The organism is Bacillus sp. EB106-06-01-XG163 (assembly GCF_058791615.1).
Genome location: NZ_JBYTDS010000002.1, coordinates 198,630 through 210,945 on the forward strand (window position 1 = coordinate 198,630; position 12,316 = coordinate 210,945).

The 12,316-nt window shown below is 44.1% G+C and carries 10 protein-coding genes; all 10 read left to right on the forward strand.

Features of this window, described 5'->3' with window-relative positions; translation table 11 throughout:
• Window positions 1-4: 4 nt before the first annotated feature.
• Window positions 5-307 (forward strand): head-tail connector protein, encoded by a 303-nt coding sequence (locus AC3WTF_RS02985; RefSeq protein WP_014418194.1) that lies wholly within the window; start codon window positions 5-7, stop codon window positions 305-307.
• The gene (locus AC3WTF_RS02990) at window positions 297-611 is read left to right on the forward strand and encodes a phage head closure protein (protein ID WP_335433449.1); all 315 of its coding nucleotides are present in this window, start codon (window positions 297-299) and stop codon (window positions 609-611) included. Before AC3WTF_RS02985 ends, AC3WTF_RS02990 begins: the two co-directional genes overlap by 11 nt.
• A complete protein-coding gene (locus AC3WTF_RS02995; RefSeq protein ID WP_492314184.1) occupies window positions 612-1,010 on the forward strand; it encodes an HK97-gp10 family putative phage morphogenesis protein in 399 nt (132 codons plus the stop codon).
• Entirely contained in the window at window positions 1,007-1,390 is a 384-nt protein-coding gene (gp17, locus tag AC3WTF_RS03000) for a tail completion protein gp17 (RefSeq protein ID WP_014418191.1), read from the forward strand. The genes AC3WTF_RS02995 and gp17 overlap by 4 nt, the downstream gene beginning before the upstream one ends.
• A gap of 14 nt (window positions 1,391-1,404) precedes the next feature.
• Window positions 1,405-2,013, forward strand: a complete 609-nt coding sequence (locus tag AC3WTF_RS03005) for a major tail protein (RefSeq protein WP_085342116.1) — start codon at window positions 1,405-1,407, stop codon at window positions 2,011-2,013.
• Between the two features lie 65 nt (window positions 2,014-2,078).
• Entirely contained in the window at window positions 2,079-2,456 is a 378-nt protein-coding gene (gpG, locus tag AC3WTF_RS03010) for a phage tail assembly chaperone G (RefSeq protein WP_014418189.1), read from the forward strand.
• 196 nt (window positions 2,457-2,652) lie between these two features.
• A complete protein-coding gene (locus tag AC3WTF_RS03015) occupies window positions 2,653-7,140 on the forward strand; it encodes a phage tail tape measure protein (protein WP_492314185.1) in 4,488 nt (1,495 codons plus the stop codon).
• A complete protein-coding gene (locus AC3WTF_RS03020; protein WP_043021776.1) occupies window positions 7,134-7,973 on the forward strand; it encodes a phage tail family protein in 840 nt (279 codons plus the stop codon). Before AC3WTF_RS03015 ends, AC3WTF_RS03020 begins: the two co-directional genes overlap by 7 nt.
• Before the next feature lie 14 nt (window positions 7,974-7,987).
• Window positions 7,988-9,691, forward strand: a complete 1,704-nt coding sequence (locus AC3WTF_RS03025) for a phage tail spike protein (protein WP_492314186.1) — start codon at window positions 7,988-7,990, stop codon at window positions 9,689-9,691.
• Window positions 9,692-9,744: 53 nt separating this feature from the next.
• A complete protein-coding gene (locus tag AC3WTF_RS03030) occupies window positions 9,745-12,309 on the forward strand; it encodes a peptidase G2 autoproteolytic cleavage domain-containing protein (protein WP_492314187.1) in 2,565 nt (854 codons plus the stop codon).
• Window positions 12,310-12,316: the final 7 nt, after the last annotated feature.

A 12,316-nucleotide genomic window follows, 5' to 3' on the forward strand; every position in this document is an offset into this window, starting at 1 on the left:
CCAGATGACAGAAGCTGAAAAAATAGAATTAGAAAAAGCGAAAAAATTCCTCCGGGTTGATGGTGACCTGGAGGACGATTTAATTCTCGCGTTCATTGCCTCCGCAAAAGAATACATCACTTCGGCAACGGGCCTTGCTTTTCCCAATCAATCAGCCCGGGCCGCCATGTGCGTAAATGCTTTTGTGGCACATTGGTATGAGAACAGGGAAATAGCTGGTACAACATCTAATTTAGACGGTGTGCTGACCTCGTTAATCAATCAGCTGAAATATACATTGCCGGGGAGGGCGTCAGATGCTGAATGATATGCGTTACCGCATTCAATTTCAAAAAAAGAAGCCCGGCGGCCGTCTGCCTGTTGAGGGAAATGATAGGTGGGAAACAGTTATTGAATGCTGGGCAAAGGCGGAGGGCTTAAAGGGCCGGGAATATTATGCTGCAGCGGCCATACAAAAAGAAAAAACAGTTCAATTTACAATCCGGCACCGGGAAGATATCAATGAACATATGCGAATCGTCTTTCAGGGCGATTCATATGAAATTGAGGCTATCTTGCCGAACTATTCGCGCCGCCATTTTATTACGATCAAGGCAAATGTGGTGAGTTAAATGAATTTCGAACTGGAATTGAAAGGTTTTAGAGAATTGGAGTCCACTTTCGCAGAACTGGCCCGTAAGGATGAAAAAATCCATAAAGCAGCTGTGAAAGCAGGAGGAACAATTTTAGCGGCAGAGATCAACGATGAAGCGCCGCGCTCTGCCATCGGCGGCAGCCACCATCACATTGATGAGGATATTATCGTTGGCAGCCGAATCAGAAGGGATGAAGACGGAGAGATATACGCAGTTGTAGGCCCTACAAAAGATACAAAATTCCGTGTTCACTTGCCGGAATTCGGTACGCTCCATCAAGCTGCCAATCCATTTATTCACCGGAGTATGGTAAAGGCGAATGACAAGATACTTGATGCAATGGAAAAAGTCATAAAGGCAGGCTTTAAACTGTGAATCTAGTAGAAAGATCATCACAACTAAAAAATAAAGTATTTGAAGCGCTGGAAAAAGATCCAGCGCTTTTAATGCTGACTGGCCCTGAAAACATCTATGAACTGGCTGTGCCAGAAGGTTTGGAAAGCCAACCACCTTACATTGTGGTTCAAGAATTAGAATACAGAACGACTGAATGGGCAGACGGGCATCCAATTAAAGATAGCACTTTGTATCAAATTGATGTGTATCACAACCAGTCGTGTGATCCAATTATGGCGGCTATCTTGGATGTTATGGGAAAACTGGATTTTCAAACGACAGTTCTTATCAATGAATTTCTACAATCAGAGCGCCTCATTCGGAAAGGTTATCGGTTTGAGGCAAACATTTTACTATAATCGGAGGTTTTATGATGCCTGAATACAGCTCAATGGTGGGATTAGAAGGCGTTCAATACGCACCATTAAAAAAAGAAAACGGCTTGTGGGTTGCCAGCAAGATTGTCGACTATCCACATGCAATAAATGCAAAGATGGCAACTGATTCATCTACAGAAAAGCAATATGCTGATAACAAGGTAGTTGACCTTGCTGTTTCAACTGGTTCAACGAAATTAGACTTAGAGATGAGAGATGTTCCGCCAGAACACCTTGTCAATTTGTTTGGGATAGAGGAAACCACAGACGGACTTTATTTATTTAAAAAGAATGTTACTCCGCCTTGGATTGCTATGACTTTCTTTGGTGTGAAAGCTAATGGAAAAAGACGATATGTCGGCTTAGTCCAAGGTCGGTTTACGCTGCCTGATGACGACTGGAATACAAAAAAAGAAAAAGTGGACTTTCAAACTTCTAAGTTGTCAGCTGAATTTCTTGAAAGAGACCAAGATGATGTATATAAAGTGATCGCGGATGAAGATGCTCCTAATTTCGATTTAGATAAGTTTTATGAAAAAGTGTATGGCAGTGCCTATACATCATCCACTTCCGATCAAAAAACAAGTACAGATCTAGGTGCTTAACTTAGGGATTAGGGAAGCTTAAGAGCTTCCTTCCCTTTGTATTCGTATAAAAAGGAGGAGTCAACATGGCTCAAAAACATATCTCTATTAAACTATGGTTCGAAGATGAAAAGAAATTCAAAACATTTATTGCACCCCGGACAAATACAAAAACACTTCTTGAAGCATTACGATTAAATGCAGAAGCGGAAAAAACAGCGGATAATTTGGAGAAAAGCATCAAAATCCTCGAAAAACAGCTGCAATTTATTGTTGGGATATTCCGCAATCAATTTACTTATGATCAATTATTTGAGGGGCTGGAATCTTTTGAAGTTGCGAAAGAAGTGAGCCGCATTCTCTCGGAAGTTGCCGGCTATAAAGAAATTGAGGCTGCTGATCAGGATTTTTTGCCGGAACAGACGGAGAAGAATACACCTACGAGCGCGGAATCGAGCAAATAAATGAAATTTACGCTACTCTCCTGCAACAAGGGTGGAGTATGAACGCAATTGACGAGATGGACATATATCACTATTTAGAGATATTGACCGAAACCAATAAACCAGAAGAAGTGAAATTTGAAGATGTCTTCTTTTAGACGGGCTTATAGCCTGTCTTTTTTGTTGAATCTTTGCCAGGAAAGCGGGGTGGATACATATGGCTCAACCAATAGGAAATATGGTCGTTAAGGTCGGTCTTGATGATACAGGATTTAACCGGGGTATTGAAGGCTTAAAAAGGCAGATGCGCCTGGCAAATTCAGAAATGAAGGCAGCCGGAAGCATTTATAAAAATGCTGGCAACCAATCAAAGCTCTTGCAATCACAGATGGAGGGCTTAAGCAATAAGTATAAGATTCAAGGCAGATTAGTTCAGGAACACCGTCAACGGTATGAAGAACTGGTCAGACAAAAAGGAAAAGACAACCGTGAGACACAGATTCAAGCGCGGCGTTTGAATGATGCTATTGCGGTTCATGAGAATCTCGGCAAAGAACTGAATAAAGTCAGCAAAGAGTTTCAGACCATGTCAGACAGCAGCAGTCGGGCTGCAGGCATTTTTTCTGTTTTTAAAAAGGATTCAAAGGATGTATCAGAAGAGCTAAACGCTGTTTATAAATCTGCAACAGCCACAGGAAAGGCATTAGCGGGAATTGGTGCCGCCGGAGCGCTTGGGATCGGTGCAACCGTTAAGGCCGCAGCGAGCTTCGAGAAAGATATGAGCCGTGTCGCCGCCTTGGCGAACGCAACGAACGATCAATTGGCATCATTAACAGAAACAGCCCGTCATCTTGGCGCCGTCACACAGTATACGGATGGGCAAGTAGCCGAAGGCATGCAGTATTTAGCGATGGCCGGATATAAGACGAATCAAATTATCGGCGCTATGCCCGGCTTGCTTGCGACGGCAGCCGCCGGACAAACTGACCTCGGCGTAACGGCTGATATCGTTTCTGACATCTTAACCGAATTTCATATTAAGGCAGAGGACACAAACCGTGTTGCCGATGCAATGACGTATACGTTCACGAACTCCAATGCCACTTTGCAGGAGATTGGTCAAACGATGAAATATGCAGCTCCGGCTGCTAAAACAGCAGGTCTCAGTATGGAAGAGTTGGCTGCGGCAACCGGTATTCTGGCAAACAGCGGAATAAAGGCAGACATGGCAGGTACAGCACTTCGATCGACGCTTACTCGTTTAGCGGCTCCGCCTAAACCTGCGGCTTCGGCTATTGAAGAATTAGGTTTAAAAGTGACAGACTCTACCGGAAAGATGCGCCCGCTGGCCGACATCATGGGGCAGATCACAGAAAAAACAAAAAATTATACTGAAACAGAACAGATCCGGATCGCTAAACAGCTGGCCGGACAACATGCTATATCTGGATTTATCACGCTCATGCATGCAGGTAAAGATAAGCTGGAAGAATTCACAAAGGAAATAGAAAACAGCGGCGGTATTGCTGAAAAAGTGGCTGACACGCAGATGGACAACCTGGCCGGATCTGTAGAATATCTGAAATCTGCAACAAACAACGCCGTCATCACCATGGGAAACCAGTTTATACCGATCATCAGAGCTGCTACTGACGGCCTGACTTCATTAGTGACATGGTTCGACGCCTTACCGAACTCCGTCGCAAGCACAATTGCTATTACGGCCGGAGCTGTAACAGTATTTTCTCTTTTTGGCGGGGCTGCCTTGCTGTTAATCGGGGCATTACCGAGGATCGCAGCAGGATGGAACATGCTCCGCACGGCGGGGGGATATTTAACCGGTAACGTCAATCGGGCATCGGCAAGTCTCGGCGTTTATACGGCTGAAGCCGTTGCGGCAGGCGCTGCATCCCGAACAGCGGCAGCTGGCATTGCGACAACTTCCACTGCAGCAACGGTAGCAGCCACCCGAATGGAAAGGCTCAACCAAACAAACGCCGTGGCAGCAACACGAGTGGGCCGACTGGAGCAATCGACAAATAGAAGCTCGAAAGCGATGCGCGGGCTTGGCGGCGCATCCCGGGTGGCCGGTACTGGTCTAACTCTTTTCGGCGGTCCAATCGGGACAATTGCCGGACTCGTTCTTACCTTTGCTCCTGAGCTGTTAAAGTTCGGTGCCGGAATTATCAAAACCGGATTAAATGCTGTAAAAGGGGCAGGCGGATTTATGAAGCTTGCAAAAAGCGGTTTCGGCCTGTTTAACATACTTAAAAAAGGTACTGCCGTTGTCGGTCTTTTACGTGGTGGGCTTGGATTGTTAGGCGGACCAGTCGGCGCGCTCATTACGGGTGTGACTCTATTAGCTGATGCCGGGTTTAAGTATTACGACAATTTAAAGAAACGAGTACTCCCGGCGACAATTGAATTTGGAGACGGTGTATCAAAATCCACAGCAAAAGCTGTAAACGCCTATGAAGACATGAACATAGAGGCTACTGCTAAGCTGAACACCCTGAAAGCGACCAATGCTACCATCACGAACGATATTGCAGATGACATGTCAAAGCGCTTTAAAGACATGGGAGATTCTTTGAAAAACGGATACAAAACCAGCGCTAACAATGCAACTAAAGTGCTGAAAGAATTTTATGCTTCTAATAACGAAATGTCTGACAAAGAAGAAAATAAAATCATTGGCAAAATCGATGCCTATAACAAGAAAAAACAAAAGAAGATCCAAAAGTATGTTGACAGAGTGGATGAAATTTATAGAACTGCTGCCCGTGAAAATCGGGAAACTACAGACAAAGAAAATAAAGAAATAGCTAAAATTCAAGGCGAAATGCTTGCTGAAATGGAGACTGCACTTTCACGAAGCAAGGCTGAACAGACAAAGATATCTAAAAAGTTAAAAGAAGAGACGTCTAATCTTTCTGCTAAACAAGCGGCTGCTGTTATAAAAGACAGTAACAAGGCAAAAGAGAAAACAATTAAAGCAGCTGAGAAACAACGTGATGCTGTTATTGATGCCGCTGATGAGCAGCGTTATGTAAAAGGATCAATTTCTCAAAAAGAGCACGATAAAACCGTTAAAAACGCAAGGAGTCAGGCCAAAAAGACAATTAATGAAGCAGAAGAAACTCACAAAGGTGTCGTAAAGGAAGCGAAGAAGCAAGCTGAAGGGCATATTGATCAGGTTGATTGGGAAACAGGAGAAGTGCTCGGGAAATGGGATCTATTCAAAGTTGATTTGGCAACCAAAGTAAATGCCATTACTGATGGGATAAATGCATTTTTAAAATTTGTTCATGCGCCTACAATTCCAGAATGGAAACCAGCAGGGTACGATAGTCGCCAGTCTTCCACAATGCAAATTGCACCAGGCTTAGCCTATGCCAAAGGAACAGACTTCCACCCAGGCGGCCGGGCATTAGTCGGCGAAGAAGGATGGGAGCTTGCTCACACGCCCGGTATCGGCACTTACATTGTCGGAATGGACGGCCCGCAAGTGTGGGATCTTCCGCGTGGCACGTCTGTTCTTCCGCACGCTCAGTCGAAAGAAGCAGCTGCCACAGGGCTTCCCGGTTATGCAAATGGGGTCGGAAACTTCTTTAAAAATGCGTTTGAGGGATCAAAAAATCTGGTGAAAGGCGCTGTCTCTGTCGGGAAGAATGTCATTGGCAAAACGAAGGATGTCGCTACTAACGCTATGGAAATGATTATGAAAGGGCCGAAAAAGATAATCAGCAGCATTTTCAAAGGCATGATCCCGTTTAAAACAGGAACCGGAATAGACGGGTTAGGGACTGGTATTCTCAAAACGCTAAAAAGCGGTGCCCTTCAATTCTTAAAAGGGGTCTTGCCGGATGTGGGATTTTTTACTGCAGATGCCTATAAAGGAGCAACCGGATCTGCCCAGGTCCAAAAATGGGTATCGGAAGCGGTCGGCATTGCTGGTGTCCCGTTTTCATGGGTTCCCGGCTTAATCACGATTGCCATGAAAGAGTCAGGAGGAAATCCGAATGCCATTAACCTTACAGATTCCAATGCAAGAGCAGGAAACCCGTCAAGGGGGTTAATGCAGACCATTCCGAGTACGTTTTCCTCTAACGCATTTCCGGGTCATAACAACATACTTAATCCGGTGGACAACATTCTGGCGGCCATTAATTACATCAAAGGGCGATATGGAGATATATCAAATCATCCCGGCTTGAAATCAATGGCGCGCGGCGGTCCGTATGTGGGGTATGCAAAGGGCGGTACTTCTCCGGGGCGCGGCGGCTCCAAGCTCGCCGTCCTCAACGAACGAGGGTACGATGAAACCACCATTACGAAAGATCCGGCATACCGCGAAAGGAATATCGGATTGTGGGCGCGGGTTGGGCGTGAGCTTGGCGTACTGCCTTCACTGCAAGAAGGGATGATCTCAAAGGCTTTGCTATTACTCCAAAAAGCATCCACAGCACAGCCTGAAAATGATAGAAGTGTCAATATCGATATGACTCGGGTCGTGGAGAATCAAGAAAGGCAAATCAGCATGATGGGGCAGCAGATCGACGCTCTCCAGCAGAACATTCAGCTACTGCAACAACTGGTCTTAAAAGATAACAACACCTATATTGACGGTGCCCGAGTAGACCAAACGAGCGCTGACCGATATAGAAGAAAACAATATAGAAATGGGGGTAAGCCTGCTTGGTAAAACTATTTTTGGATTTTGATAACGGATTGGGGGAGCAGAGCCTTGACGGCTTGCTCCCTCAATTTGAAGTATTGAGTTTTTTGGCGGAAGCGCCGGCTATCAATCGGGAAACAATTACGATCCCGCGGCGTCATGGTGTTATCTCAGCACAGCATCCACGTGATGTGACCTATTCATCAAGGAAGGTCACTGTAGAAATATATTTGAATTCGAAAATTCACAATAATTTTTACATGCTTAGGCATCAGCTCTATGCTTTATTGGTGAAGCCATTTGCCTATTATATTTCTACTGACTTATGGCCGAATCGCCGTTTCCTTGTTATGTGTGATGGGAATTTCAGCATTTCCAAAGAAAAGGAGAAAACACATGCTGTTTTTTCTGTCGAGTTTACCAATATTACCGGAATGGCAGAATCTAAGCATTCAACCAAAACAGCGCAGAATCAGTCAGGAGAGAACTGGAACATTGGTATGAACCTGCAATCAGATGACAACCTGGCCTATTATTTTAAGAATCAGAAACGTTTCTCTGTCTTTAATTCCGGAGATGTCCAAATCAATCCACTAGATCACGCGTATAACGTCCTATTGAACGCCGAAGGGAAGAATGTAACGCTAATCAATCATACCAATGGCGAGAAATTAACGATTGAAAAAGAGTTGAAGAAGTCACAGCAGGTATCATTTTTAAAGCAATACGCGCTGCTCAATAATAAACCGATAAAAACATCTGGACGTCTGCCGAATCTCGAAATTGGCTGGAATGAGTTTGAAATTCAAAATGCCGATGATTTTGGCATAGAATTTGACACACGGTTTTACTACTTGTAAGGCAGGCGGTATATATGGCGAATACAGATTTTATTAAAGAGATTGCCGGAGACGCCCAGCAAATATATAAAAAGCACCGTATTCTCGCATCACTGATCATTGCGCAAGGATGCTTAGAAAGCGCTTGGGGCACAAGTGAATTGGCGACAAAAGGACATAACCTTTTCGGTATGAAGGGCGAATACAACGGCCAATATGTCATCATGCAAACATGGGAAGTTATCAACGGAGAAAACGTACAAGTTCCGGCTAAATTCAGGAAGTACCCTTCATGGAAAGAATCTATACAAGACCTGGCGAACCTGTACTTAAATGGCCTTAGCTGGGACAAAAACCATTATAAAGCTGTCGTCGGGGAAACAGACTATCAGAAAGCAACTGCGGCTCTCGTCAAAGCCGGGTATGCTACCGACCCAAATTACGCAACAAAATTGAACAGCCTCATTTTCACCTATAAATTAACGAAATATGATACAACCGAGGGAGTACCAGACGAACCGAGTAATCCGAGTACACCAGATCCTGAGCCAGACATACCAAGTAAAGATTATGATGGTAAAGACATTACGCTGAATCAAAATTTGCCGAAAGACGTTTATTTCCCTCAACTGCATGTTTCCAGTCAAGACGGAAATCAAGTGGTCGAAGTCATTGGTGCCGATCCAGATCTGCTAGATGACACCACCGGAAAAAAAGATATTGAGTTTACGATCACTCGAACTGCTGATAATGGCATTGAATATGATTTGCTCATAAATGACAATATTCTTTACCTGGATGAAAAGAAATTTAACCATCAAAAATACTTTATCACGATGATCGAAGTCGATCAGGAAAAGACACTCAGCAAGAAAGTTTCTGCAAGCCATGTTTTCGTTGCTGTTTTGAATAACCATTATGTAGAAGAGACGATCAGCGGTACACTGACTGTACGAAAAATGCTTGATTTCACATTGAAGGGGACGAAATTCTCTTATATTTTCAAAGACGAGGAAAGTGAATTTGAAAGTGTAGAGCAGGAGAATTTTGGTGACAAGTTTGCGAATGAGCTGATAAGCGAAATTGTGGAAGACTACGGTTTAGAACTGGATGTAGATAATTACAAGATTTACATCTATAAAAAGATGGGAAAGCGTATCAATCACACTCTGGACTCTCGTTATAATATGCCCGGCATTAAAATTAAAACATCGACAGACGGCTGCTCTACCCGAGCACGGGGATACGGAGCAATAAAGGAAAACAGCGGCACCGACAGCAAAAAAACAGAGTACGTCTTTGAGCCGGTCCTTTACAAGCACCCTGACGAAAATAAGTTCCTGCTTGATGGCATGCCGCGGTGGGCTGAGCCACTGCGCGACGAGCGTTATAAAAAAGAGTCCAGCATGATGGAGGCGCTTAAAAAATACGTGAATCCTTACCCTAAAATGGAAATCGAGGTGGATTATGAATACATCTATGAGCCGAAGCTTCTTGACATACAAGATGATTTTTGGAAAGGAGACACTCTTCATGTGTTGGCTGATACAGTTTATGGCGTAACCTATGAAGACGATGTCCGGCTGCTTTCCATTCAATATAAGCCCTTAAATCCATATGCAAAGCCAACATTGAACTTTGCTAATTTCCGTAAAGATATTCAGGATATCCGGATGGAGCAAGAAAAGCGATTAAAAGATCAAAAGCGTTATGTACAAAAACTGAGAATGATGATTTAGAAGCGCTCTTTTTAAGAGTGTTTTTTATTTTGTCTTGAAAGGAGAGTGACACATTGGGATTCAAGTTAATCAAGGATTATGACACTACTAGAAACGCAAGGTATATTGCTGAACAAAGAGCAGATGCTGAGACCGTTGAAAACGGATTGAATAGTCTTGAAAACGAGATAAACAGCCATAAAAAGAGCAATAAAGCCCACTCGTCGGAGCAAATTGACCATGGCGGCTTTTCTTTACGCTCATATATCGATGGTCTATATAACCGGATACGCAACCTGATTTTAAATGCTGATGGAACAAATGTAAAAGAAGTTGTGGATGCGCGGGTTGATGCTGAAGGAAATATAACTCCATTGCTCAAGGAGCGGCTGGATAAAGAGTATAATAAGCTTCTCCAAAAGATTAAACGAACCGTCAATGTAGATGACTTCGGTGCTGATCCAACCGGAGAAACCGATAGTTCAGAAGCGTTTAAAAGGGCAATTGGTACTGGTAAGGTTCGCCTCATGCTATCAGCCGGCACATATGTTGTTAAAGGAGTCAAACTTCCGTCTTGGACATATATGATTGGTCAAGGTATGGGTGTCACTACACTTAAGCTCCATGAAGATACACCCGCCAGCGAGTGGGTTGTTACAAATGCTGATCATACGTTAGGCAACCGGAATATTGTTGTTGAAGGTATGTCTCTTGATTGGAATCCGGAACGACAAGGCGGTGTAGGAGCGACTGGCGGGATACATTCAAGCTGCTTGACATTTGCGCAAGTCAAGTTCGGTATCATCCGTGAAGTTGAGGGTATTAATCCGGGGTTGCATTGCTTCGATATAACTGCACCGACATATGATATAACTGCTAAAAATTATACCGCAACTGGCAGTAAGTATATTTGGATTGACCGCTGTGTTGGCTCTGGTTATGGTGACGATGGCATTACCACACACTACAGCGAATACGTTTTCATTACACATAATGTTATGACAAACCCTACCGGGAAGGCACATCGTAAAGGCGGGGCCAATTCAAACGGTATTGAAGTAGATGATGGTTCAAAGCATATATGGGTGATTGATAACTATACTGAAGGTAACGTCCGCGGGGTAGAAGTTAAGGCCCATGCAGAATGGCCGGCACCTTGTAACGTCCATATTCGAGGTCATGAATCCTTTCGGGACGTCCGATCATTTGATTTGCGACACATTGGGCATCATTTAGCGACGGATCCGTGGAGTGAGACTGCACGTGATGTGACGTTAGTAGACTGCACGTCAAGAGAACCAAGGTTCAATTCGCTTTATGAAGGACTAGCTCCAAAGGCGCTAGTTGTTTCGGCATATCAGAGAGTGAAAATCATTGGTTTTACAGCGATTGGGGATCCGACATACGACTATAAAGGAGATTCAGTTATTGCATTTCAATATAAAAGTCGAAAGATAAACGTTACCAATCTTCAAGTAACTGGATTTAAAACTGCTGAATATGACATTCGGATTGTTGGCGGCGATCAACGAACAGATGATGTCTTCATTTCCGATTTTGCAAGCCATGAATCAGCACCTAACGGGATCGGAATAGGAGGCGGCGTATACAATGTAAATTTGGTTAATGGTTTACTGCACGGCTCGAATGGTATAGCGGGCATTACGTCGCCGAATACTCAAACGAACATCCTTGCAGTAAGGGCTTATGGCTATAGAAACGCGGCAGTATTAGGTGACCAAAAGCACTCTGTCGTTCCTAATAACGTTAAAGGTGGTTTCCGCGCAGCAACATCTTCCGGGCATCCACTTACGAATTACAGTGCTATCATTGCAAATACCGGATCAACAATTGCAAAGGGTGAGCGAAATCTGATTGCTGGTAACGCAGGTGGAGCATCTACAGAAGGATCACGAAATGGTGTAATGTTTTCGTACGATTCGCATACGACCGGAGACGGAGCTTCTTCGGGTGTTATGTTTTCAAAGGCTACAAAGAATAGTAAATCTTATTCCCTTGCGATGGGGCACGGTGATGGCAGCGCATCAGAAGCGAATAAAAAGATTGAACTTAATGCTAAAAATGGGACTGTTCGAGCTACAGGCGCTATTGAAAGTGTGTCTAATTTAAAGGACTTAGCGGAGTATTTTGAATCTGCCGACGGCTCAAAGATTGAGGCATCTTATCTTGTTGCGTTAGAAGGCGATAAGATTCGTAAAGCTCATGTAGGGGACAAGATTCTTGGCGTTGTTTCAAAAACAGCCGGCGTTGTGCTCGGTGGAGCATCGTTTTATTGGAATGATCGTTATCTCCGCGATGAATTTGGCGGACTGGTTTATCGTGAGGTGAATGATGGAAATGAAATTCTTCAGATCCCTGTTGAAAATCCGAATTATAAGCCTAAAGCGGAATACAAACCAAGAGAGGAAAGGGACGAGTGGCATGTAATCGGTTTGATCGGTCAAGTCTTCGTTAGGATCGACGAAACAGTAACAGTCGGCGATAGTGTTTCTGCCATCAATGGCGTTGCAACAAAGGCGGAAAGCGCCGGATACGGAACTGTTATGAAAATCAAAATTCCGTTCGATGTGAAAAAAGGTTACGGGGTAGCGCAGATGCTAGTTACGCCGCAGCATTAAGGGAGGG

Excerpts from the sequence above, each read along its gene's own strand:
- AC3WTF_RS02985 (WP_014418194.1), top strand. The coding sequence starts at position 5 with ATGACAGAAGCTGAAAAAATAGAATTAGAAAAAGCGAAAAAATTCCTC.
- AC3WTF_RS02990 (WP_335433449.1), top strand. The coding sequence starts at position 297 with ATGCTGAATGATATGCGTTACCGCATTCAATTTCAAAAAAAGAAGCCC.
- AC3WTF_RS02995 (WP_492314184.1), top strand. The coding sequence starts at position 612 with ATGAATTTCGAACTGGAATTGAAAGGTTTTAGAGAATTGGAGTCCACT.
- AC3WTF_RS03005 (WP_085342116.1), top strand. The coding sequence starts at position 1,405 with ATGCCTGAATACAGCTCAATGGTGGGATTAGAAGGCGTTCAATACGCA.
- gpG (WP_014418189.1), top strand. The coding sequence starts at position 2,079 with ATGGCTCAAAAACATATCTCTATTAAACTATGGTTCGAAGATGAAAAG.
- AC3WTF_RS03015 (WP_492314185.1), top strand. The coding sequence starts at position 2,653 with ATGGCTCAACCAATAGGAAATATGGTCGTTAAGGTCGGTCTTGATGAT.
- AC3WTF_RS03025 (WP_492314186.1), top strand. The coding sequence starts at position 7,988 with ATGGCGAATACAGATTTTATTAAAGAGATTGCCGGAGACGCCCAGCAA.